The organism is Inquilinus ginsengisoli (assembly GCF_050434925.1).
GTDB classification, from domain to species: Bacteria; Pseudomonadota; Alphaproteobacteria; order DSM-16000; family Inquilinaceae; genus Inquilinus; species Inquilinus ginsengisoli_B.
Map to the genome: position 1 here is coordinate 1,431,279 of NZ_JBNDJK010000001.1, position 21,800 is coordinate 1,453,078.

Annotated in this window: 21 protein-coding genes; 10 read left to right on the forward strand and 11 right to left on the reverse strand. The window is 68.5% G+C overall.

Annotated features, from left to right (window positions below; all coding sequences use genetic code 11):
- Positions 1 to 195: 195 nt before the first annotated feature.
- From QFZ27_RS06960 to QFZ27_RS06970, 3 genes are read right to left on the reverse strand one after another with little or no spacing between them, the layout of a single operon-like run.
- Positions 196 to 699: a universal stress protein gene (locus QFZ27_RS06960; protein ID WP_429225367.1), complete on the reverse strand. Its 504-nt coding sequence runs from the start codon at positions 697 to 699 to the stop codon at positions 196 to 198.
- Positions 700 to 724: 25 nt separating this feature from the next.
- Positions 725 to 1,477, reverse strand: a complete 753-nt coding sequence (locus QFZ27_RS06965) for a TIGR02186 family protein (protein ID WP_429225368.1) — start codon at positions 1,475 to 1,477, stop codon at positions 725 to 727.
- Between the two features lie 3 nt (positions 1,478 to 1,480).
- Positions 1,481 to 2,401, reverse strand: coding sequence for a sulfite exporter TauE/SafE family protein (locus QFZ27_RS06970; protein ID WP_429225369.1), 921 nt, complete (start codon positions 2,399 to 2,401; stop codon positions 1,481 to 1,483).
- A 239-nt stretch (positions 2,402 to 2,640) separates the two neighbouring features.
- Here QFZ27_RS06970 and QFZ27_RS06975 point away from each other — a divergent pair, with 239 nt between their 5' ends.
- The 6 genes from QFZ27_RS06975 (at position 2,641) to QFZ27_RS07000 (ending at position 9,959) form a co-directional block, all read left to right on the forward strand.
- A complete protein-coding gene (locus QFZ27_RS06975) occupies positions 2,641 to 3,828 on the forward strand; it encodes an efflux RND transporter periplasmic adaptor subunit (RefSeq protein WP_429225370.1) in 1,188 nt (395 codons plus the stop codon).
- Between the two features lie 23 nt (positions 3,829 to 3,851).
- Complete coding sequence (locus tag QFZ27_RS06980) at positions 3,852 to 6,953, forward strand: efflux RND transporter permease subunit (protein WP_429225371.1); 3,102 nt, start codon at positions 3,852 to 3,854, stop codon at positions 6,951 to 6,953.
- A 343-nt stretch (positions 6,954 to 7,296) separates the two neighbouring features.
- Positions 7,297 to 8,187, forward strand: coding sequence for a hypothetical protein (locus QFZ27_RS06985; RefSeq protein ID WP_429225372.1), 891 nt, complete (start codon positions 7,297 to 7,299; stop codon positions 8,185 to 8,187).
- Positions 8,188 to 8,199: 12 nt separating this feature from the next.
- Positions 8,200 to 8,829, forward strand: coding sequence for a DUF2272 domain-containing protein (locus QFZ27_RS06990; protein ID WP_429225373.1), 630 nt, complete (start codon positions 8,200 to 8,202; stop codon positions 8,827 to 8,829).
- A 119-nt stretch (positions 8,830 to 8,948) separates the two neighbouring features.
- Positions 8,949 to 9,602 carry a hypothetical protein gene (locus QFZ27_RS06995; RefSeq protein WP_429225374.1) on the forward strand — a complete coding sequence of 218 codons (654 nt, stop codon included), beginning with the start codon at positions 8,949 to 8,951 and terminating at the stop codon, positions 9,600 to 9,602.
- Between the two features lie 12 nt (positions 9,603 to 9,614).
- Positions 9,615 to 9,959 carry a hypothetical protein gene (locus QFZ27_RS07000; protein WP_429225375.1) on the forward strand — a complete coding sequence of 115 codons (345 nt, stop codon included), beginning with the start codon at positions 9,615 to 9,617 and terminating at the stop codon, positions 9,957 to 9,959.
- A 16-nt stretch (positions 9,960 to 9,975) separates the two neighbouring features.
- Here the strand turns inward: QFZ27_RS07000 and QFZ27_RS07005 are convergent, their stop codons facing one another.
- Positions 9,976 to 10,425 carry a GNAT family N-acetyltransferase gene (locus tag QFZ27_RS07005; protein ID WP_429225376.1) on the reverse strand — a complete coding sequence of 150 codons (450 nt, stop codon included), beginning with the start codon at positions 10,423 to 10,425 and terminating at the stop codon, positions 9,976 to 9,978.
- A gap of 108 nt (positions 10,426 to 10,533) precedes the next feature.
- Between QFZ27_RS07005 and QFZ27_RS07010 the strand changes: the two genes are divergently transcribed.
- Complete coding sequence (locus tag QFZ27_RS07010; RefSeq protein ID WP_429225377.1) at positions 10,534 to 11,400, forward strand: alpha/beta fold hydrolase; 867 nt, start codon at positions 10,534 to 10,536, stop codon at positions 11,398 to 11,400.
- A gap of 9 nt (positions 11,401 to 11,409) precedes the next feature.
- Here the strand turns inward: QFZ27_RS07010 and QFZ27_RS07015 are convergent, their stop codons facing one another.
- The 5 genes from QFZ27_RS07015 to QFZ27_RS07035 all read right to left on the reverse strand — a co-directional run bounded on the left by QFZ27_RS07015 (position 11,410) and on the right by QFZ27_RS07035 (position 17,193).
- On the reverse strand, positions 11,410 to 12,810 hold the full coding sequence (locus QFZ27_RS07015) for a CehA/McbA family metallohydrolase (RefSeq protein WP_429225378.1): 1,401 nt from the start codon (positions 12,808 to 12,810) through the stop codon (positions 11,410 to 11,412).
- Positions 12,807 to 13,913, reverse strand: a complete 1,107-nt coding sequence (locus QFZ27_RS07020) for an ABC transporter ATP-binding protein (protein ID WP_429225379.1) — start codon at positions 13,911 to 13,913, stop codon at positions 12,807 to 12,809. Before QFZ27_RS07020 ends, QFZ27_RS07015 begins: the two co-directional genes overlap by 4 nt.
- A 160-nt stretch (positions 13,914 to 14,073) precedes the next feature.
- Positions 14,074 to 14,898 (reverse strand): carbohydrate ABC transporter permease, encoded by an 825-nt coding sequence (locus QFZ27_RS07025; protein ID WP_429225380.1) that lies wholly within the window; start codon positions 14,896 to 14,898, stop codon positions 14,074 to 14,076.
- A gap of 1 nt (position 14,899) precedes the next feature.
- The gene (locus QFZ27_RS07030) at positions 14,900 to 15,832 is read right to left on the reverse strand and encodes a carbohydrate ABC transporter permease (RefSeq protein WP_429225381.1); all 933 of its coding nucleotides are present in this window, start codon (positions 15,830 to 15,832) and stop codon (positions 14,900 to 14,902) included.
- Between the two features lie 2 nt (positions 15,833 to 15,834).
- Complete coding sequence (locus tag QFZ27_RS07035) at positions 15,835 to 17,193, reverse strand: extracellular solute-binding protein (RefSeq protein WP_429225382.1); 1,359 nt, start codon at positions 17,191 to 17,193, stop codon at positions 15,835 to 15,837.
- Between the two features lie 223 nt (positions 17,194 to 17,416).
- Here QFZ27_RS07035 and QFZ27_RS07040 point away from each other — a divergent pair, with 223 nt between their 5' ends.
- The gene (locus QFZ27_RS07040; protein ID WP_429225383.1) at positions 17,417 to 18,463 is read left to right on the forward strand and encodes a LacI family DNA-binding transcriptional regulator; all 1,047 of its coding nucleotides are present in this window, start codon (positions 17,417 to 17,419) and stop codon (positions 18,461 to 18,463) included.
- 26 nt (positions 18,464 to 18,489) lie between these two features.
- Entirely contained in the window at positions 18,490 to 20,448 is a 1,959-nt protein-coding gene (locus QFZ27_RS07045; RefSeq protein WP_429225384.1) for a DUF5054 domain-containing protein, read from the forward strand.
- Positions 20,449 to 20,455: 7 nt separating this feature from the next.
- Here QFZ27_RS07045 and QFZ27_RS07050 read toward each other — a convergent pair whose 3' ends face one another.
- Positions 20,456 to 20,695, reverse strand: a complete 240-nt coding sequence (locus tag QFZ27_RS07050) for a YjiS-like domain-containing protein (protein WP_429225385.1) — start codon at positions 20,693 to 20,695, stop codon at positions 20,456 to 20,458.
- Positions 20,696 to 20,907: 212 nt separating this feature from the next.
- Here QFZ27_RS07050 and QFZ27_RS07055 point away from each other — a divergent pair, with 212 nt between their 5' ends.
- A complete protein-coding gene (locus QFZ27_RS07055; protein ID WP_429225386.1) occupies positions 20,908 to 21,327 on the forward strand; it encodes a lysozyme inhibitor LprI family protein in 420 nt (139 codons plus the stop codon).
- Here QFZ27_RS07055 and QFZ27_RS07060 read toward each other — a convergent pair whose 3' ends face one another.
- Positions 21,328 to 21,756: a DUF2000 domain-containing protein gene (locus QFZ27_RS07060; protein WP_429225387.1), complete on the reverse strand. Its 429-nt coding sequence runs from the start codon at positions 21,754 to 21,756 to the stop codon at positions 21,328 to 21,330.
- Positions 21,757 to 21,800 lie beyond the last annotated feature (44 nt).

Below are 21,800 nucleotides of genomic sequence, written 5' to 3' on the forward strand. Positions count from 1 at the left end.
GCGCGGCGCTGGGCCGTCCGTTCCCTGGCGGGGCGATCCGGTCGGGTCGCCTCTGTGGTTCGTCCCGGTCGGGACGACTGTCTGGCTCGTCCATGTCTCGATTCATCGAAGGCAGGGCCTGCCGGCACCCGTCACGCTCGGATGCCACTGCGAGATGGCGCCGTCAAGCTGCCGGCCTTGCGGAGGAGAGGCGCGTCAGCTCAGGGCGTCGATCGCGTCGGTTGTCAGATGGCCCGGCACGATGGTCAGCGGGATCCGCAGCTTGGCGATGGCACGGCTGCTGGTCAGGTACTGGACCAGCGGACCGGGGCCGGCGGAGGAGGCGGTGTCGGCGCCCAGCACCAGGATCGAGATCGACGGCTCCTCGGCGATCAGGGCCATCAGCTCGTCGCGGGCCGCGCCTTCGCGGATGTGCAGGATCGGGATGGTGCCGGTCAACTGGTTGACCTCGCGCGCCACCCGCTGCAGCCGCTGCTCGGCCTCGTGCCGCGCTTCCTCGCGCAGCACGTCCTCGATCGCGCCCCAATGCTGGATCTCGCTCGGGCTGATGACGTGCAGCAGGGCCACCCGGCCGCCGGTGTGCTGGGCCCGGCGGCAGGCATAGCGCAGCGCCGCCCGCCACTCCTCGCTGTCGTCGACGACGACGAGGAAGATGCGCGGCAGCTCCTGCTTGGGGGTCTCTGGGGCGTTGTCGGTCATGGCACCCTCGATAGATGGGAACGCATCACGGGCGGCGGAAGACGACGCTCGCCAGCCAGCCGGAGGCGACGGCGACGATGATGGCGGCCAGCCCGTACAGCGCCGGCTCGTCCTGGGCGAATTCGTAGATCTCGGCGCCCATTCCGACCTTGCCGACGATCAGCGGCGTGGTCTGGGCGTCGACCACCTGGCCGCCGCGGAACAGATAGGTCTCGACCTGGTACTGGCCGGTCGGGACGTTGGCTGGGAATTCGATCCGGGTCCGGAACAGCCGGCCGCCGAGGAAGCTGATCTGGCCGGTCTCGACGACGTAGAGGCCTTCGCGCTGCAGGCCGCGGATCAGCGCGTCGCGATAGGCGGCGATGGCCTCGGGCCCGGCCTCGCGGTCGTCCTCGCTGACCGCCAGCTGCAGGTATTTCAGGCCGATGCCGGCTCGTTCCAGCACCGGGGGCGGCGCCAGCTGCTCCAGCGGCTTGCTCGAGGCCACGGCGTAGAAGCCGGGCACCCCGTTGAACTTCAGGCTGGCATGGTTCAGCCAGATGCCGGCGACGCGGTCCTTCTCGCGCACCGTGGCCCGGTCGCCCGGGCCGCGCACCACCACCGCCACGTCGCCGTCGCCCTCGGTGGCGCCGAACAGCAGCACCTTGGTGCCGGTGAAGCCGGTGTTGATGGCGATGACATGGTCGGACAGGTCGGCCACCAGGTCCTGGGCGATGCCGGGCCGGCAGAAGGTCAGCGCCGCGGCCCAGATGGCGGCGGCGAGGAGGAGGCGCGGCACGGCTCAGCCCCCCCGGCGCATGGCAACGGTGAACAGGTCGGCGGGCGTGCCGAACAGGTCGAAGCCGACCTTGACGCAGATGATCAGCACCAGCGTCGCCAGGAGGGCGCGGGCCTGGTCGCCGCGCAGCCGGCCGCTGGCATGGGTGCCGAACTGGGCGCCGATCACGCCGCCAGCCAGCAGCAGCAGGGCCAGCAGCACGTCGACCGTCTGGTTCTGCAGCGCCTGCAGGAAGCAGACCAGGGCAGTGGTGAAGATGATCTGGAACAGCGAGGTGCCGGCCACCAGCGAGGCCGGCATGCCAAGCACGTAGATCATCGCCGGCACCAGGATGAAGCCGCCGCCGATGCCCATGATCGCGGTCAGGAAGCCGCCCAGCGCGCCGATCGCGATCGGTGCCAGGGCGCTGATGTACAGCCGCGATTTCGGGAACCGGGTCTTGAACGGCAGGCCGTGGAACCAGCCGTGCTTGTGCAGCTTGCGCCGCTGCCCGGGCGATCGGCGGCGGCGCAGCATCGACCGCAGGCTCTCGACCAGCATCAGCGCGCCGACCGTGCCCAGGAACAGCAGGTAGAACAGGTTGATGGCGAGGTCGATCTGGCCCAGCAGCTGCAGCAGGCTGAACAGCCGCACGCCCAGCACGCTGCCGACGACGCTGCCGGCCAGCAGCACCAGCCCCATCTTGAGGTCGACATTGCCACGCCGCAGATGCGCCAGCATGCCGGACACGCTGGCCGCGACCAGCTGGTTCGCCTGAGTGCCGACTGCGACCGCCGGCGGGATGCCGATGAAGATCAGCAGCGGCGTCATCAGGAAGCCGCCGCCGACGCCGAACAGGCCGGACAGGAACCCGACGAGCCCGCCCATGCCGAGAATCAGCAGGGCGTTCACCGAGACCTCGGCGATCGGCAGATAGACTTGCATGGCGCGGGGTCCCGTCCAGTCTCAGCCGCACCTTAGTCGGTGAATGAGCCGATGCGAAGGCTGATGGCGGCCGCGGCGCGGCGATGCCGCAATGGCATGAACCTCTCGGTTATCCATGCCGTACATGAATGTATGCTTCCGGTTAGGTTGGACCCAGCCGTCTAGTGTATGGTGCTGCGCTTTTTGATTCACAGCATGAGCCCGTATGATCAACGCGGGCCCTGGGGACGGAATTGCGCATGATCCTCCGCTTCGTCCTGGTCGGGATTGCCCTGATCGTCGTCGTCGGCGCGCTCGTCGGCATGAATTTCAAGCGCGACCAGATCGTGGCGGAGATCTTCGCCAATCAGCAGATGCCGCCGGTGCCGATCTCCGCCGCCAAGGCCGAGGCGAAGACCTGGACCGACTATCTCGAAGGCATCGGCAGCGTCTCGGCGGTCGAGGGCATCGAGCTCGCCTCCGAGGTCGCGGGCACGGTCAAGTCGATCGACTTCAAGCCGAACGACACGATCCAGGCCGGGCAGCGGCTGGTGCAGCTGGATGATTCGATCGATCAGGCCGATCTGCGCCTGTACCAGGCCGCCATGGACCTGGCGCAGCGGGTCCTGGACCGTGTCTCGTCGCTGCGGGCCCGCGGCAACGCTCCGCAGGCCGATCTCGACGCCGCCAATGCCGAGCTCTTGAAGGCCCAGGCGCAGATCGCCCGCGCCCAGGCGGTGATCGAGAAGAAGGCGGTGACGGCGCCTTTCGCCGGCATCGTCGGCATCCGCAAGATCGACATCGGCCGCTATGTCGGCCCCGGCGATGCGCTGGTGACGCTGCAACGCCTGGACCAAGTCTATGCCGACTTCACCCTGCCGGAACAGGCGTTCAGCCGCATCAGCCACGGCCAGAAGGTCGAGGTGCGGGCCGACGCCTTCCCGGACGAGGTGTTCCGCGGCGAGGTCAGCGGCATCGAGCCGGTGGTCGACGCCGCCAGCCGCATGGTCAAGGTGCGGGCCACCATCGACAATCCCGGCCTCAAGCTGCGCCCCGGCTTCTTCGCCAATGTCCGGCTGATCCTGCCGGAGCGGCCGAATGTGGTGACCGTGCCGCAGACCGCGATCACCTTCAGCCTCTACGGCGACACCGTCTTCGTGATTCGCGAGAAGCAGGCCGAGGTCGGCCAGCAGCAGCCGGCGGATCAGCCCGCGGAGAAGCCGGCGGCTTCCGGTGACGGGAGCCAGCCGCCGGCCGGACCGCAGCTGGCGGTCGAGCAGGTCTTCGTCCGGGTCGGCAAGCGCCAGGGCAACGTCGCCGAGATCGTCGAAGGGGTGAAGGCGGGCGACCAGGTCGTCACCTCCGGCCAGCTCAAGCTGCAGAACGGCTTCCCGGTGGTGATCGACAACTCGGTCGATCCCACCCGTCCGCCGCAGGCCGGATCCTAGGACCGGCCGGGAAGGGGGGCGCCATGAACTTCACCTCGATCTTCATCCGCCGGCCGGTCCTGGCCTCGGTGGTCAGCCTGCTGATCCTGCTGCTCGGCCTGCAGGGCCTGGCCACCCTGCCGGTGCGCCAGTTCCCGAAGACCGAAGAGACGGTGATCACCATCACCACGGCCTATCCGGGCGCCAGCGCCGACCTGATGCAGGGGTTCATCACCACCCCGATCGCGCAGTCGGTGGCCAGCACGGAAGGGCTGGACTACGTCACCTCCTCCTCGGTCCAGGGCGTCAGCACCGTGTCGGTGCACATGAAGCTGAACGCCAACCCGGACGCAGCGCTGACCGAGGTGCTGACCAAGGTGCAGCAGGTCCGCAACGACCTGCCGGACGAATCGAAGGACCCGGTGGTGGTGAAGGGCACCGGCCAGGAGATCGCGATCCAGTACATCGCGCTGGACAGCGACCGGATGTCGCCGGAGGAGGTGACCGAATACATCACCCGGGTGGTGCAGCCGCAGCTGTCGACCACCGAGGGCGTGGCCGAGGCCGAGATCCTGGGCGCCAAGAGCTTCGCCATGCGGGTCTGGGTCGACCCGATCCGGCTGGCCGCGCACATGGTGACGGCGGCCGATGTGGTGACGGCGATCCGGGCCAACAACTTCCAGTCGGCGCCGGGCCGCACCGAGGGCGAGCTGGTCACCTTCGCCATCCGCACCGACACCACGCTGCGCACGGCCGAGGCCTTCGGCGACCTAGTGGTGCGGTCGGACGGGTCGAACATCGTCCGGCTGAAGGACGTCGCCCGGGTCGAGCTGGGCAGCGAGAGCTATGACGCCCGCGTCACCTTCAACGGCCGTGAGGCGATCTTCATCGCCATCAACCCGACGCCCGCGGCCAACCCGCTGACCACGGCGGCCAATGTGCGCGCGGCGATGGTCGACATCGAGCGCCAGATGCCGGAGGGCATGCGCGGCGAGATCGTCTACGACGCCACCGAGTTCATCGAATCCTCGATCTGGGAGGTCGGCAAGACCATCCCCGAGGCGGTGGCGATCGTCGTGGTCGTGATCCTGCTGTTCCTCGGCTCGTTCCGCGCCGTCGTCATCCCGGTCGTCACCATCCCGCTGTCGCTGATCGGCGTGCTGTTCTGCCTCTACGCGCTGGGATACTCGATCAACACGCTGACCCTGCTGGCTATGGTGCTGGCGATCGGCCTGGTGGTCGACGACGCCATCGTGGTGGTCGAGAACATCCACCGCCACATCGAGGAGGGGCTGACGCCCCGGCAGGCGGCGCTGAAGGGCGCGGCAGAGATCGCCGGGCCGGTGGTGTCGATGACCATCACCCTGGCCGCGGTCTATGTGCCGATCGGCTTCGCCACCGGTCTGACCGGGGCGCTGTTCCGCGAATTCGCCTTCACCCTGGCCGGCGCCGTCATCATCTCCGGCATCGTCGCGCTGACCCTGTCGCCGATGATGACCGGCAAGCTCCTGAAGCCACATGGCGCGGGCGTCGGCCGGTTCCAGCGCACGGTCGACCGCTTCTTCAACGGGCTGCAGGGCTGGTACCACCGGCGGCTGCACAACTCGCTGAACTATCGGCCGGTGACGGTGTTCCTGGCGGTCGTGCTGCTCGCCGCCTCGGCCTTTCTGTTCTGGAAGACGCCGAGCGAGCTGGCGCCGAAGGAGGATCAGGGCTTCGTCTTCATGATCCTCGAGGGCCCGCGCTACGCCAATCTGGAATACATGAACCGATTCAGCGACAAGCTGATCAAGGACCTGCAGGCGGTGCCGGAGCATGACGCGATCTTCGCGGTCAACGGCGCCGGCTCGCTGGCGTCCGGCTTCGGCGGCATGACCTTCAAGCCGTGGGGCGAGCGCACCCGCAGCGGCGCCGAGATCGAGGCCCAGGTCCAGGGCATCGTCGGCAACATCGCCGGGGTCGAGGGCTTCGCCACCTCGCCGCCGGCCCTGCCCGGCTCCGGCGGCGGCCCGCCGGTGCAGTTCGTGATCAAGGCCCCGGGCTCGCCCCAGCTGGTCTACGAGATGGCGCAGCAGATCGCCAACGAGGCGCGGAAGAGCGGCATGTTCCTGTTCGCCAACGCCACCCTGGCCTTCGACCGGCCGGAGCTGTCGGTCGAGATCGACCGCAACAAGGCGGCAGCGCTGGGCATCAACATGAACGACATCGGCACCACGCTGAACGTCATGCTCGGCGGCAACGACATCGGCCGCTTCGACCGCGACAACCGCAGCTACAAGGTGATCCCGCAGGTCGCGCAGGAAAGCCGGCTGAACCCGGAGGAGCTGAACAAGTACTTCGTCCGCACCGCCGGCGGCGACCTGATCCCGCTATCCTCGGTGGTGACGCTGAAGACCCAGGCGACGGCGAACTCCTACACCCAGTTCAACCAGCTCAACAGCTCGACCATCCAGGCGGTGCCGACCCCGGTGATCGTCACCCTCGGCCAGGCGCTGACCTTCCTGCAGCAGACCGCGGATCGGATCCTGCCGCGCGGCGTCAGCTACGACTACGAGGGTGATTCGCGGCAGTACATCACCGAGGGCAACACGGTGATGATCGCCATGGCCTTCGCCGTGATCGTGATCTTCCTGGTGCTGGCGGCGCAGTTCGAGAGCTTCCGCGACCCGCTGATCATCATGATGTCGGTGCCGCTGTCGATCTTCGGCGCGCTGGCGGTGCTGAATGTCGGCTCGATCCTCCAGCTCAACGGGGCCAGCCTGAACATCTACACCCAGATCGGGCTGATCACGCTGGTCGGGCTGATCACCAAGCATGGCATCCTGATGGTGGAGTTCGCCAACAAGCTGCAGGAGGAGCAGGGGCTGGCGCGGCGCGAGGCGATCGAGCAGGCGGCGGCGATCCGCCTGCGGCCGATCCTGATGACCACGGCGGCGATGGTGCTGGGCGTGGTGCCGCTGCTCTATGCCAGCGGCGCCGGCGCCGCGGCGCGCTTCTCGATCGGGCTGGTGATCGCGTCCGGCATGTCGATCGGCACGCTGTTCACCCTGTTCGTGGTACCGATGGTCTACACCTACCTCGCCCGTGACCATCACCGCGTGGTCGAGGAGGACGAGCCGCCGGCCCACCCGAAGCCGGCGGAGTAGGCGGGGCGGCGCGCGCTCGGCGCGACGCTTGCGGTAAAGCCTCGAGAGCGCAGAGCGTGGCATGGCTCTGTACGACCTCAGACCATAGACAGCGATTCCGCGCGCCCGTCGTGCGGATTGATGTATCGCGGCAGGACCACGGGCTGAAGTGTCTGATTCAATTGTTCCAAGAGCGCTGACAGATGATCTGAAGTTTCCGTGAAAATATGCCTGCTGGTAATCTTGTTGCTGGCCGCATATAATATATGAAAAGGTTTGGCTATCGTCGGCAGTCTTTTCTGTGGCTGCTGAGCCGATGCCGATGCATTCAGAATTCATTGGGTTTGCGCATTCGGGGGGCCTCATGGCCATTCATTTCGACATCATGCGCGACGGCAGGCATTTCTCGGCGCGGGCCGACAGCGGCAAAGCCTTCGCAATCGGCTCGAAGGTCCGGTTCCGCAACAGGAATACCGGCGTGGAGCGGTTCGGGCTGTCGAACGACCGCGGTTTCTTCGGATCGGAGGAGGCCAGAGAGCTCCTCTACGTGGCCAGGGACTTCGAGGCCGTCCATCCCTTCTGGTGCGATTTCATCGAACCGACGGCGATCTGCGAAGGGCAGAGCTTTATCTCGCTGAACACCTTCGATCGCGCGCGGTTCACTTTCGGGTTCGGGCAGTTTGCCGCTCATGTCCCGGACGGCGATTTCGTCCGCTGGTTTCGTGACATGCTGCAGCGGCCCGAGGTCGAGGACTATTTCCCGAATCTCGAGGTCCAGGGGGGACGCATCGTCAAGGTCGAGGAGGCGAGGATCGTCCCCCTGGAGGACTCGGATTCGACTGAGCCGCTGCAGCTCTTCCTCAACCCCACGCTCGACGATGTCGAGGACGCCGAGGTCATCGCCGCGGCCAAGCTGATCCATTGGACCGGCCACCACCCGGATGTGCGGCTGCTGCAGGTGCAGCACATGATCAATACGGCCCGTCGCCTCGTGAAGGAAGCGGACCGGCGGCTGAGGCTGGACGGCGTTGGCGCCGACCAGTGCTGCATCGTGATGGATGTCAGGCACCAGGGACGCGCTGGCTTCGACGATCTGCAGGCGGCGCTCCGCGCCAGAAAGCCGTTCGAAGCCCTGCTCGAGGTCGGCGGCGACGGAGAGCCCCAGCGCGTGCAGAACCTGAAGGCCGCGCTCGAGACCCGGCGGGTAAAGCTAGAGGCACGGACATGGTCTCGCTCGGTGGGCGACTTCGTCTGAGGGGAGGTGGGAATGGCCTTCGTTGACGATCTGGCCAGGGTGGCGCGAACGGAATGGGATCGTTGGGGCGGACCACGCGTCGCGATCGACGGTGGCCGGGCGGGGTTTGCCAGCCGCAACATGGAGGCAGACTCTCCGTTCTTCACCTTCGTCGGAGACTACTGGCAGTCGATCGACATCGATCGGGATGGCAGGGATCCTCCGGCATGGTCGGCGGCTTTCATCTCGTTCTGCTTCATCGAGGCTGGCTCCGGCGAGCGCTTTCCCTCCCACCAGAACCACTCGATCTACGTCTCGAAGATCGATTCGGGACGGTTCCCGGGGCTCTCGGTCGAGAATCCCGGCGTCACCGCGCCCGGCATCGGCGATCTCCTCTGGGCGAGCCGGACCGGCGATGACTGCCGCACACCGCCATCGACCTTCGCCGAGGCCAGAAGGGAGCTGAAGAAGATCCGCGAGGGCACGGCAGGCAGCTTCTGCAGCCATTCCGACATCGTCACCGCGATCCGCGACGGCGAAGTCGACGTCATCGGCGGAAACGTTTCACAGGCGGTGACCCGGACGACATACAAGCTGGATTCCCAGGGACGAATCAAGGACGGGCGACGCAACTTCATCGGCGTGATCAAAAATACTCTCTAGGTAAATTATCTTCTCTTGCTGATCCAGAGATCGATTTGTTTAATCGCTGAATTTTATTCTAATGATAGCGATTTATCAAAATTTTATTTGACGACCGAAAATGAATTCGGGAGAGATCGATGGGAAATTCACAATTCGCTTTCTCCGCATGCCTGGCTGCAAGGGTGCGCCGCCTACTGATGGGCATCGTGGCGATCGCTCTTGTCGCGGGGTGCACGGTCCAGCTCACGGCGCCATACAGCAGCGACATCGATATCCAGGCCAGCGCCCTGCAGTCCGACTTCTTCCGGTTCGTGGCGGAGATGCAGATGGTCGCCGGCACACCGAATGGTTACTACGACGAGCACGCCTTCCAATATGCCGACTTCGAAGCGCGCCTGGCGGTGATCCGGATGCGTTCGGAGAGCCTGAGCGGCGGCGTTCCCTGCGGCCGTGCGTTGGAGGCGGCAAAGAAGGCCCAGCTCCCCCTGGGGGATCAGATCGCGCAGTCGATCTCCGCAGCGTCCGCGCAGGGAGAGGCAGACAACGCCAGCTGCATCACGATCCTGGTGCGGCTCGCTCAGAACAACATGGAGCGGCTGCGAAGCCAGCACCAGCTGCGATGCAATCGATCGGCGAAGCTGGCGCTTTGCACGACCCTCTTCTCGGCGCCGCCGATCTTCAACATCCTATCGCCCGGGCAAAGCGACGCTCCGCTCGTCAGTGCAGTCGCCATCAGCCTCAACGAACTCGTTGGCGCTGAGCGAGACATCAAGCCGCTGGGCAATGAGTGAGGAGTGAATCCCATGCCGAACTCTCGCCTGGATAGCGCGACGCGGAAAATCCTGGCCGCCCTGACCGGGCAGGCCGAACTCTCGTTCCGGGGTGTCGTCGCCGATATCGAGCAGCATGTCATCCCGACTATGGCGTCGATCGCCCGCAGCCTCGCCGTGACCGGGGGGCGGCTCGCCGATGGCACCTTCACGAAGGACATCGCGGATGTCGAGGTGGCGGCGCTGCTGGACGCGGCGGCCTCGGTGATCGTCAGATTCGCCAACCGTATCCTGAAGGAGATCCAGGATATCATCAATGCGGTGATCGGCGCGGTCCGGGACGTGATCAATACGGCGGTGGGCGTGGCCCTGGTGTAGCCGGCTGGGCTGGCGGTCAGCGCGCGAGGGTCTTCCGCATCTCCGGGGCGGGGGCGAAAGCGGTCATGGCCGTGCCGACGACCCGGAAGCCGCAGCGTTCGTAGAAGGCGTGGGCCCGCTCACTGGCGATCACATGCAGCGAGCGGGTGCCGAGCGCTTTGGCCCGCCGCTCGGCCTCGGCCACCAGCCGGGCGCCGATGCCGCAGCGCCAGGAGTGTGGATCGACGAACAGGTCCTCCAGCTCGGCCTCGCCGTCGCCGCGGGGCAGGACCGTGGCGAAGCCGGCGATCCCGCCGTCCAGCTCGGCGACGAAGACCGAGGCCAGGTGCTCGGCCGGAACCTGCCGCGCCTCGGGTAGCGCCTTCAATTCCTCGACATGATCGCCCCAGGCCAGCGAGGCGCGGAGCTTGAGCGCCCCGAGCGCATCCCGGTCCTCCGGCCGTGCCGGGCGAATGCGGATCACCATCTGGAGGCGACCGCAAAAATTTCGGCCCGGCGCTGTCGCATCGGGGCAGGGGTGCTTCGTCTTATCGACAGCGTCAGCGAAACCGCACGTGTTGGAGAGGATAGTCCCATGATCCGCACCGTCCTGATGGCCGCAGCCCTGCTCGTCGCCGGCCCGGCCTTTGCCGAGGGCCCACCGGCGGGTGCCCGCGTCGAGGTCAACGGCATGCAGGTCTACTACGAAGTCTCCGGCAGCGGCGATCCGCTGGTGGTGCTGCACGGCGCCTATATGAACATCCCGTCGATGGGCGCGATCATCCCGAAGCTGGCCGAGACCCGCAAGGTCTATGCGCTCGAATTCCAGGGCCATGGCCGCACCACCGACATCGACCGGCCGATCACCTATCCCGCCCTTGCGGACGACGTGGCCGCCTTCATGGATGCGGTGGGCCTGAAGAAGGCCGACGTGTTCGGCTATTCGATGGGCGCCGCGGCCGGGCTGCAGCTGGCCATCCGCCATCCGGACAGGGTGAACAAGCTCGTCGCCGCCTCGGTCGCCTATGACGTCGAGGGCTGGCAGCCGGCGTTCCGGGAGTTCATCCCGCAGATGACGGTGGAGATGTTCGTCGACATGCCGGTGTTCGCCGAGGCGTACCGCAAGCTCGCCGCCAACCCCGACGGCTTCCCCGAGCTGGTGCGCAAGCTGATCGCGCTGGAGAAGGAGCCGATGGCGTGGGGCGCCGACGTCAAGGCGCTGAAGACCCCCGTGCTGATCATCACCGGCGACGCCGACGTCGCGACGCTGGAGCATTCGGTGGCGCTGTTCCGGCTGCTCGGCGGTGGCGGCATGGGCGATATGGGCCAGCCGCTGCCGGCCTCGCGCCTCGCCGTGCTGCCGGCGACCTCGCACACCGCGGTGATCGGCCAGACCGACCTGCTGGTGGCGGTGATCGAACCCTTCCTCAAGGGCGAGACGCCAAAGGGGATGTTCGAGTAGGGCTCCGCCTCACCCGACATAGATCGGATTGCCCAGCGCCCGCCGCAGCTCCTGGGCCGCGATGTCGCCGCGGGTGACGCCGGCCGGCAGGCTGCGGCCGTCCAGCGTCTGCAGGAATTCGGCCTCGAGCCGCGGGCGGCTGGCGGCGGCGACGATCTCGGCGCGCAGGAAGCGGTCGGGCGAGGGCAGGGTCAGCCGGGCGGTCCAGTCCTCCGCCGGGATCTTCTGCTCGGCGACCGTGCCGCCGGCATCGACCCAGACCAGCCGGTCACCGGCCGCGCCACGGATCTCCGCCTCGACGGTCCAGTCGCCACCGCCGGAATGGGTGCCGCCCATCGGCACGCCGCCGGCGGTGACGGCGAGATGCGGCCCGTCCGGCGCCTCGGTGACATAGCCGTGGCCGGCGCGCAGCGCCCGCAGCACCGCCCTCTCCGACAGCTCCGGCAGCCACAGTGCCGTGGCCGGCCGGCCGAGGCCGAGCGGGCCGGACGGGGCCAGCGCCGCCGGCTGGTGCCAGTCGCTGCCGCCGATCAGGGAGATGCGCCGGCCTTCCCGCAGCCGCTCGTCGTAGCGGGCCAGCGAGATCCAGTTGCCGGCGAACCAGTGCGACTGCCAGGCCTCCATACAGTCCACCGCCGGCAGCTCGTGCCGCCACGGGATCGGCGGCTTGTCGTGGTTGATCGACAGCAGGCCGCCGGCGCGGCGCACCGCCTCCGCCAGAAGGTGCGCATCGGCCGGTGCGGTCAGCCGGAAATCGATCCAGCCCTCGGCACCGAAGACGTTGGCGTGGCCCTCGGCGGTGGTGACCTCCTCGCCGCGGATGAAGACCAGGTCCCGGCTGCTTCGTGGCGCGAAATAGCGGCGCTGGGTGGTGGTGTTGTGGTCGGTCACGGCCAGGAAGCGCAGCCCCGCTTGCCGCGCCGCCTCGTGCAGCAACTCCGGCCCGCCGCGGGCGTCGCTGTGACGGGTGTGGCAGTGCAGGTCGCCGCGGTACCAGCCGGGCGCCGGGTGACGCGCGTCGGCCGCCGGCTCGGGCGACCAGGCGGGGCGCGGTGCATCGTCGAGGCGGATGGTCAGCGCCACCTCGGCGCCGCTGGGCGGCACGCGGTAGAGACCGAGCAGGATGGTCCAGGTCCCGGCGGGGATCGGCCCCGGCACATAGCCCGGCGTGGCGTCGTCGGTGGCGACGAAGAAAGCGTCGCGGGCGCCGCCGCTCCAGCCGCGGAAGCCGGCCGGGCTGGGGAAGGCGGTGGCGCGCGGATCCATCAGGCCGAGATCGATGATGCAGTCGCCGGCCTTGGCATAGGCCATGGCGACGTCGATCCGGGTGGTGCCGGGCGGGATCTCGACCGGCACCGGACGGTAGGGCCCTTCCGTCGCCGTCACCCGGACGGTCAGCGCCTGGGTCACGGCTCTTCCCGCGCGCCGGGGATGCGGCGCCCCTCGGCGTCGAAGACCACCGCATCCTCGGCCCGAAAGCCGAGCCGGACGTCACGGCCGAGGCTCAGCGGATCGTCGCCGAAGATCCGCGCGGTGACGCGCCGGTCGCCCGGCAGCAGCAGCGTGACCAGGCTTTCCGGCCCCATCCCCTCATTGGCGAACAGCTCGCCGGAGAGATGCCAATCGTCGTCCCCGGCGACGCGCAGATGCTCCGGCCGGATGCCGAGCGTCAGCTTGCCCCCGCGGTCGATCGCCCGGGCCAGGGCGTCCCACAGCGGCAGGGGCGGGGCCTGCAGCCCGTCGGCCGACAGCAGCGCCGCGCCGTCATGCAGGACGGCCTCGACCGGCACCAGGTTCATCGGCGGGTTGCCGACGAAGCCGGCGACGAAGGTGGTCGCCGGGCGGCGATAGACCTCGAGCGGCGGGGCGTATTGCACCACCTCGCCGGCCTCCATCACCGCCACTCTTGTGGCCAGCGCCATCGCCTCGGCCTGGTCATGGGTGACGTAGATCGCGGTCATGCCGATGTCGCGCTGCAGGTGGTTCAGGAAGGCCCGCGCCTCCAGCCGCAGCTTGGCGTCGAGGTTGGAGAGCGGCTCGTCGAACAGATAGACCTGGGACGGGTGCACCAGGGCCCGGGCCAGCGAGGCGCGCTGCTGCTGGCCGCCGGAGATCTGCGACGGCAGCCGGTCCAGCAGATGGCCGATCTGCAGGATGTCGGCCACCTCCTGGGTCCGGCCGCGCCGGGCCTCGACGGGGGCGCCGCGGACCTTCAGCGGATAGCCGATGTTCTGGCCCAGCGACATGTGCGGGTAGAGGGCATAGTCCTGGAACACCATCGACAGGTTGCGGTCCCTCGGCGGCTTGCGGGTGACGTCCGTGCCGCCGATCAGGATGCGGCCGGCGGTCGGCTGCTCCAGCCCCGCCACCATGCGCAGCGTCGTGGTCTTGCCGCAGCCCGAGGGCCCGAGCAAGCAGACGAAGTCGCCATCGCCGATGTCGAGGTCGATGTCGCGCACCACGGTCAGGTCGCCGAAGGCCTTTTGCACGCGCTCCAAGGTCACCGACGCCATGACATCTCCCGCTCGCCGAGACGATTCGAGAATGCGCTGGTGTGAGTCGGCTGGTGGTGGTTTCGAGAACCGGCGCGCAGCGGACGTTTGGGTCCGTGAGCACCGGAAGCGCAGAAACCGCCGCCAGACGGCCGCACCAGTAGCATTGTCGGATGGTCTCTCATGATTTGATGCCGCCGAAGAATCGGAACCCGAACTTCCAGCTGACGAAGAGATACAGCGCCACCACCGGCGCCGAATAGACCACGGCATAGGCGGAGAGCAGGGTGACGACCGGCGTCCCGGCCTCGGAATAGTAGGAGTAGATCGCCAGCGCCGCCGGCATGCGGGATTCGCTGCGCAGCAGGACGAAGGGGATCAGGAAGCTGCCCCAGATCTGCACGAAGGCCCAGACGGCGACGACCACGACGCCCGGGCGGATCACCGGCAGGGCGACGTCGAAGAAGGCGCGCAGCGGCGAGGCGCCGGCGACCAGCGCCGATTCCTCATAGGTGCGCGGCAGCCCGTCGATGAAGTCGCGCAGGATGAACATGGCGGTCGGCAGCAGGCCGCCGGCGAAGACCAGGATCACCGCGACATGGGTGTCGACCAGGCCGATGGCGCTGACGATCAGGAAGATCGGCACCATGGCGGCGGAGCCGGAGACGACCGAGGAGAACAGCAGCAGCAGGTAGGTGATCGGGCCCTTGCCGGGCACCGGCGCGCGCGACATGGCATAGGCCGCCAGCGTCGCCGCGGCGGTGACCAGGGCGACGCCGCCGACGCTCTGGATCAGGCTGTTCAGCAGCGCCCGCATGGCGAAGCCGTTCTCGAACGCCTTGGCGAAGTTGCCGAGGGTGAACGGGTCCGGCACCGCCAGCCCCAGCTCGGCCCGGGCGTTGAACGGTGCCAGCACGAACCACAGCAGCGGCAGGGCGAAGACCAGGCCGATCAGCGCCGCCAAGCCGGCGAACAGGATGCGGAGGAGGAGGGGGCGCAGCGCCATCTCAATGCTCCGCCGCGGCCTTGCGGCGCCGCGCCAGGCCGAGATAGACCAGCGCGAAGGCCAGGTTGATCAGCATGATGACGACACCGACCGCCGCGCCGCGGCCGAACTCGAAATGCTTGAAGGCCAGCTGGTAGGTGTAGATCGACAGGATCTCGGTGCGGAAGGACGGGCCGCCGCCGGTCAGCAGGAACGGCGTGAACACGTTGAAGGTCCACATCGTCACCAGGATCAGGTCGGTCACGACATGGCCGCGGATCAGCGGCAGGGCGATGTCACGCAGCTTCTGCCAGGACGAGGCGCCGACCACGTTCGCGGTCTCGAAATAGCTCGGCGGGATCGATTGCAGCGCCGAGGAGAACAGCATCATCGAGAAGGCGGTGCCGCGCCAGGTGTTGAACACGACGATGGCCAGGAACGGCATCTCCAGCAGCCAATCCGGCCGTGGCAGGCCGAGCGTGCCGAGGATGCCGTTCAGCGTGCCGGCGTCGCGGTCGAGATAGGCGAACCAGGCGAAGCCGATCACCACCTCCGGCAGGATCCAGGCCGCCACCACCGCCGCCTGGACAGCGGCCTTCAGGGCCGGATGGATATTCTGCAGCAGCCATGCCAGCAGCAGCCCCAGCAGCGCCTGGCCGATCAGGGCCGAGAGCAGCACGAACTGCACGGTCAGGATCAGCGAGGCGCCGAACTCGCCGGGGGCGAAGAACGCGCCGGCGTCGAACAGCGAGAGGTAGTTCTGCAGCCCGACGAAGTCCGGGTGCAGCGCGGTGCGACCCAAGAGCGTGCGGTTGGTGAAGCTGACCGCGATGATCCAGAAGAACGGGACGACGACAAACAGCCCGACCAGCACCCCGGCCGGGACCATGAAGGCGGCCCCCGACCGGGCAGAGAGCAGCGTGGCGCGTGTCGTGGGCAGGCCTCGTGCCGCCATCCTCAGCTCTTGCTGGCGGTGTTAGCCTCGCCGACGATCTTCTTCACGGCGGCGCCGTAACGCGCCATCGCCTCCTCCGGCGTGGCGTTGCCGGAGACCACGGCCTCGGTCATGCGCTGCAGCTCGGCCGAGACCTTGTCGTAGTTCGGGTCGTTCGGCCGGGCCGTGGTGATCGGCATCAGCGCCTTGGCGGTGTCCTGCAGGAAGGTCGACTTCGGCACCGGCACGTCGTCGCGGATGCGGATCCGCTCCTCGAAGCCCTGATAGGCGGCCAGCGCCTTCTGGCTGTTCATGAAGGCCAGCAGCGCCCAGGCCTGCTTCGGGTTCTGGGTGTTCGGATTGAGCACGAAGCCGGTGCCGCCGGAGATGGTGACGAAGTCGCGCCCGTCCAGCCCGCGGCCCGCGGCCTCGGCCGGGATCTTGGCCCAGCCCATCGTCTTGTCGCGGTCGGCGACGGCGAACTCGCTGCCCGGGGCGGTGACCGAGCGGTAGAACCAGTCGCCCTCGACCAGCATCGCCGTCTTGCCGTCGCGGAAATTGGCGAAGCTGCGGTTGCGGCCGTCGGCCAGCAGCTGGGCGCGCTGATCGCCCAGCTTCTCGTCGACATAGATGGTCTTGTACAGCGTCAGCGCCGCCAGGATCGCCGGGCTGCCGGTGATCCACTTGCCGTCCTTGTCCTGCAGCGCCTCGCCGGCGCCGAGCAGCAGCGGGTAGTAGCCTTGCATGGTGGTGGCCTCGCCCATCGAGACCCCGGCATTGATCTGCAGCGGGAAGCTGTCCGGATCGGCCTTCTTCAGGGCGCGGGCGGTGGTCAGCAGCTCGTCCCAGCCGGCCGGCTGCCAGCCCTCGGCCTTCAGCCCGGCCTTAGCGAACACGTCGCGGCGGTAGTAGATGACGCGGACATCGGTGCCCTCGGCCAGGCCGTAGCGCTTGCCCTGGTAGGACATCAGCGCCTGGGCGCCGGCCGAGATGTGCGGCCAGCCGTCCCAGCCATCGACCTCGGAGCCGGCGATCTCGTCGAGCGGCTTCAGCAGGCCGCCCTCGACGAAGCTGGGGATCAGGAAGCCGTCGAAGCTGGAGACGTCGGCCCCGGCGCCGGTGGAGAAGTCGAGCGCCAGCTGCTGCGTCAGCTGCTCATCGGTGCCGCCGAAGCTCTTCAGCGTCACGGTGTTGCCGGCGCCGGCCGGGCTTTTGGCGAATTCCGGGATGACCCAGGTCTTGATCCAGGTCGCCAGCTCGGTGTTCACGCCGCCCTCGACGCAGCGGCAGACGATCGACAGGTCGGCGGCGTGTGCCGGCGCGCCCCAGGACAGGGTCGCGAGCAGGCCGGCGGCGAGAATCCCCAGGCGATGTGCGGTCATGCGCTGTGTCCTCCCATGGCGGCGCATCCTTCAGGCGGGATGCGGCTTCGAGCAGAAGTGAACACGCTTTCAGTTTTCCGTCAATCGGGATCGCTCTGATCCTTGGATGTCTCCGCATCCACTCGTGGATGCGAGGGATTCAGCCAAATTCCCGCGCAACCATGCTTGACAGCCCCAAGCCGTCTGCCCAGTGTGGATGAAAGCGATTTCAGTTGAGGCACAGGTGGCACGAGAGGACCAGCCCAGGGGACAATCCATCGCCGAGATCGTGGCGGACCGGGCCAAGGTGTCGCGCGCCGCGGTCTCGCGGGCGTTCAACCCGAAGGCGCCGCTGCGGGCCGACAAGCGCGCGCTGGTGCTGCGCATCGCCGAGGAGATGAACTACATCCCGAACATGGCCGGCCGGGCTCTGGCCACGCAGCGGTCGCATCTGGTCGGGGTGATCGTGCCGCATGTCTGCAGCCCCTGGGAAAGCCTCGAGATCGACGCGCTGACCACGGCGCTGCAGGACCGCGGCTTCGCCACGCTGCTGTTCAAGACCCGGATCGACCGCAGCCTGGACCCGAAGCTGCTGTCCTACATGCGGGCCTACAACCCGGACAGCGTGGTGGTGTTCACCGAGAACGTGCCGCCGGACCAGTTGCACCGCGCCTTCGACCAGGCGGTGCCGGTCTATGTCGACTATCCGAACGAGGCCGCCGACCCCGGACCGCTGCCGGAATCGGGGATGCACCGCTTCGACTGCCTGCGGGTGCTGCAGCGCGACGGCATCGAGCAGGCGGTGGCTCTTCTGTCCGGCTTCGGTCGCCGGCTCTTCGCCTATCTGGCCGGCAACCCCAAGGCCCAGGCCAACACGGCGCGGCTGCGCACGCTGCAGCAGGTGCTGGCGGCGCGTGGCCTGCCGCCGGCCGCGGTGGTGGAGGGCGATTTCAGCTACCAGCGCGGCCATGACGCCACCATTGAGCTGTTCCGCGGCGGGCCGGGCGCCGAGGCGGTGTTCGCCGCCAACGACGTCAGCGCCTTCGGCGCGCTCGACGCGCTGCGCCATGCCCTGGGCCGGAAGGTGCCGGAGGAGGTCAGCGTCGTCGGCTTCGACGACATCGACCAGGCCGCCTGGCGCAGCTACGACCTCACGACCATCAAGATCGATGTGGATGAGCGGGTGGCCGCGCTGGTGCGGCTGATCCTGCACCGCCTGCAGAACCGGGCCGCGCCGCCGCTGGTCGAGACGATCCGCACCAAGCTCGTCGTCCGCAGCACCGTGGGCTGACCCATCACGCCATCATGGATGAGACGATGACCGGCCGGACGATCCACCTCGTCTTCAAGACGCATCTCGACATCGGCTTCACCCAGCTGGCCGAGACGGTACGGCGGGAATACCACGAGGTGTTCATCCCGCGCGCGATCGACACCGGCGAGCATTTCTTCGCCGAGGATCCGGCGCAGCGCATGTTCGTCTGGACCACCGGCGCCTGGCTGATCTGGGACCATCTCGAGACCCAGCCGCGCGACCAGGTGCGGCGGCTGGAGCAGGCGATCGAGCGCGGGCTGATCCGCTGGCACGGCCTGCCCTTCACCACCCACACCGAGCTGATGTCGCCGGCGCTGTTCCGCGCCGGGCTGTCCTATGCGCAGGCGCTGGACCGCCGCTTCGGCACCAGCACCGTCGCCGCCAAGATGACCGACGTGCCGGGCCACCCGCTGGGCATCGTGCCGATCCTGGCCGAGGCCGGCATCCGCTTCCTGCACATTGGCGTCAACGCGGCCTCGACCCTGCCGGAGGTGCCGCCGCTGTTCCGCTGGCGCGCGCCGTCGGGCGAGGAGGTGCTGGTGGCCTATCAGAGCAGCTACGGCGCCACCTTCTTCCCCGAGGGGATGGACCAGGGCCTGAGCTTCGCCCACACCTCGGACAATGTCGGGCCGCAGGGGATCTCGGCGGCGGTGGAATGTCATCGCGAGCTGCGGGCAGCAAATCCGGGCGCCACGATCCGGGCCTCGACCCTGGACGATTTCGCTGCCGCGGTCTGGCCGCAGCGCGAGCGCTTCCCGGTGGTGGACCGCGAGATCGGCGACAGCTGGATCCATGGCAGCGCCAGCGATCCGGACAAGACCGCGCGGTTCCTGGCGCTGCAGCGAGTCTATGACCGGTTCGCGGAGGAGGGGTTGGACGCGAGCCGCCTGGCCTTCGGCCGGCGCCTGGCCATGGTCGCCGAGCACACCTGCGGCGTCGACGTGAAGACCTTCCTGCGCGACGAGGACGCCTGGGACCGGCCGGATTTCGAGGCGGCGCGGCAGCGCGACCCGCGCTTCCGCTTCGCCGAGAGCTCCTGGGCCGAGCAGCGCGGCTATCTCGGTGCCGCAGTGGAGGCGCTGTCCCCGGCCGACCGGCCGGCGGCGGAGCAGGCCCTGGCCGAGCTGCGGCCGGGCGACCCGGTCGCGGCGGAGACGACGGCGGCCGGATCTGTCGAGGTCCGGGCCGGCGACTGGCGGCTGGGTGTCGACGGGGCGACCGGGACCATCGCCACGCTCACCGCGCCGGACGGCCGGATGTTGGAGGGGATCGGCGGCAGCGTGATCGCCTATGGCTATGAAAGCTATGACGCGGCCGACGTCGCCGCGCATATGCAGTTCTATCTGACGCAGCGGCTCGAATGGGCGCTGCTGGACCATGGCAAGCCGGGGCTGGAGCGGGCGCGGACCGCGCGCTCCGCCGCCTGGCGGCCGCACCTGGCCGGGCTGGCGCAGGATGGATCGGGGGCGACGCTGCTGCTGGACCTGCCGGCGGAGGCGCATGCCATGTTCGGCGCCCCGCGCCGGGCGGAGCTGCGGATCGTGGCGGCCGGGGGCGGGCTCGACCTCTTCCTGGTGCTGCGCGACAAGCCGGCGAACCGGATGCCGGAGGCGAGCTTCTTGGGCTTCACCCCGGCCGGGGTCGAAGGCTGGGACTTCCGCAAGATGGGGCTGTGGCAGCCGGCCGATCGCATCACACCAAGGGGTGGCGGCCAGCTGCAGGCGGTGTCCGGCATCCGCGGCCGCTTGGCGGACGGCAGCGTCCTCGATCTTCAATCGCTCGACGCACCGCTGGCGGCGCCGGCCGCCTCGCCCTTCATGCCCTTCGCCCCGGGCCTGCCGGATTTCTCCGGCGGCGTGCGGACCAACCTGCACAACAACAAATGGGGCACCAACTTCCCGATGTGGTGCGAGGGCACGCTGCAGTTCCGCTTCCGGCTGCGGGTGACGGCCGGCGGCTGAGGCCCGGTCACCGCGATCTGTGCTCCGATTGGCAGGCGTCGCGCGCAACGAGCCCGATCTGGTCGCGGCGAACGCCCAGATCGGCGAGCAGGTGGTCGCTGAGCGCCAGCAGTTTCGCCGTATCCCGCCGCAGCCGAAGCCGCTGCCGGACCCAGGCGACGCCGCGAACGACGATTGTGGTCAGGATCGCCGGCCGGGCGGCCGGAGCGGTTGCCCGCGACTCGCGGGGTGAAACGATCATGGTCATCTCGGACCTCCTTGGATGCCGATCCCACCATGGCCCGCTCGGGCAGGGGACCGCTGTCACCGGCGTCACACGCACGCCGTCGGCCGCAGGACGGAGCGGGCGGGCCGATCGATGTTTCGGCCGCAGCCGACTCCCTGTTGGCAGTCCGCGTTGGAAGCCGCTACGAATCGCGCATGACAGCGGAATTCCTGCCGAGGATAGGGAGATCGTCCATGCGTGCTTCACTCGCCGGTCTCGTCGCCCTGCTGGCGGTTGCGGCCGTCATCGGCCCGACCCGCGCACGGGCCGATGACTGCGACAGCGCCCAGGGCCAGGCGGATCTGAACGAATGCTACGGCAAGGCGTTCAAGACGTCGGATGCCGAGCTGAACAAGCTCTACAAGGAGATCACGGCCCGGCTGAAGGACGACGCGGACAAGACCAGGCTGCTGGTGGCGACGCAGCGGGCCTGGGTCGCCTTCCGCGACGCGGAGTGCAATTTCCAGGAGTCCGCCGTCGCGGGCGGCACCGCCGCGCCGATGATCCATGCGATGTGCCTGGACGGCCAGACCAAGAGCCGGATCGAGGACTTCAAGACCTATCTCAACTGCGAGGAAGGCGACATGAGCTGCCCGGTCCCGGGGGCGAACTGATCACCGCAGCAGCCTGAGCGAGCCGGTCAGCGACTTCACCCATTTCGCCGGGCCGGCGAGGCCCAGACCGTCGATCGCCTCCTCGCCCAGGTCGCGGCCGGGGAAGGCGGCCTCGTATTCGGCATAGGCATGCAGCGACCGGGCGAAGGCCGGGAACGGCACCACCGCCCGCTCGCCCGGCCCCTCGTCCGGCTGTGCCAGCGCCTTCAGCAGCAGCGCCCGGATCGCCGCCGCGTCGGCCTGCAGCACCGGCACCGGCTGGTTCGAGCTGATGTCGATGGTGCGGTCGTGACGGTCGGTCAACTGCCGCGCCGCCAGGGCCGGCAGCCGGGCCCCCAGCCCGATGGCGATGGCGCCGGCGGTGTTGGCGATCAGCCCGAGCGGGAGGTCGGGGTTCACGACGATCGCGAGGCGGAGGTCTTGGGTCATGGCGGCCTTCAGGAGAATCTCTTCTGCCCGGCAGGATACATCCT

Excerpts from the sequence above, each read along its gene's own strand:
- QFZ27_RS06990 (WP_429225373.1), top strand. The coding sequence starts at position 8,200 with ATGGCCTTCGTTGACGATCTGGCCAGGGTGGCGCGAACGGAATGGGAT.
- QFZ27_RS06975 (WP_429225370.1), top strand. The coding sequence starts at position 2,641 with ATGATCCTCCGCTTCGTCCTGGTCGGGATTGCCCTGATCGTCGTCGTC.
- QFZ27_RS06995 (WP_429225374.1), top strand. The coding sequence starts at position 8,949 with ATGGGAAATTCACAATTCGCTTTCTCCGCATGCCTGGCTGCAAGGGTG.
- QFZ27_RS07005 (WP_429225376.1), bottom strand. The coding sequence starts at position 10,425 with ATGGTGATCCGCATTCGCCCGGCACGGCCGGAGGACCGGGATGCGCTC.
- QFZ27_RS07045 (WP_429225384.1), top strand. The coding sequence starts at position 18,490 with ATGACCGGCCGGACGATCCACCTCGTCTTCAAGACGCATCTCGACATC.
- QFZ27_RS07025 (WP_429225380.1), bottom strand. The coding sequence starts at position 14,898 with ATGGCGCTGCGCCCCCTCCTCCTCCGCATCCTGTTCGCCGGCTTGGCG.
- QFZ27_RS06980 (WP_429225371.1), top strand. The coding sequence starts at position 3,852 with ATGAACTTCACCTCGATCTTCATCCGCCGGCCGGTCCTGGCCTCGGTG.
- QFZ27_RS06970 (WP_429225369.1), bottom strand. The coding sequence starts at position 2,401 with ATGCAAGTCTATCTGCCGATCGCCGAGGTCTCGGTGAACGCCCTGCTG.
- QFZ27_RS07060 (WP_429225387.1), bottom strand. The coding sequence starts at position 21,756 with ATGACCCAAGACCTCCGCCTCGCGATCGTCGTGAACCCCGACCTCCCG.
- QFZ27_RS07055 (WP_429225386.1), top strand. The coding sequence starts at position 20,908 with ATGCGTGCTTCACTCGCCGGTCTCGTCGCCCTGCTGGCGGTTGCGGCC.
- QFZ27_RS06985 (WP_429225372.1), top strand. The coding sequence starts at position 7,297 with ATGGCCATTCATTTCGACATCATGCGCGACGGCAGGCATTTCTCGGCG.
- QFZ27_RS07030 (WP_429225381.1), bottom strand. The coding sequence starts at position 15,832 with ATGGCGGCACGAGGCCTGCCCACGACACGCGCCACGCTGCTCTCTGCC.
- QFZ27_RS07010 (WP_429225377.1), top strand. The coding sequence starts at position 10,534 with ATGATCCGCACCGTCCTGATGGCCGCAGCCCTGCTCGTCGCCGGCCCG.
- QFZ27_RS07035 (WP_429225382.1), bottom strand. The coding sequence starts at position 17,193 with ATGACCGCACATCGCCTGGGGATTCTCGCCGCCGGCCTGCTCGCGACC.
- QFZ27_RS07050 (WP_429225385.1), bottom strand. The coding sequence starts at position 20,695 with ATGACCATGATCGTTTCACCCCGCGAGTCGCGGGCAACCGCTCCGGCC.
- QFZ27_RS07000 (WP_429225375.1), top strand. The coding sequence starts at position 9,615 with ATGCCGAACTCTCGCCTGGATAGCGCGACGCGGAAAATCCTGGCCGCC.
- QFZ27_RS07020 (WP_429225379.1), bottom strand. The coding sequence starts at position 13,913 with ATGGCGTCGGTGACCTTGGAGCGCGTGCAAAAGGCCTTCGGCGACCTG.
- QFZ27_RS06960 (WP_429225367.1), bottom strand. The coding sequence starts at position 699 with ATGACCGACAACGCCCCAGAGACCCCCAAGCAGGAGCTGCCGCGCATC.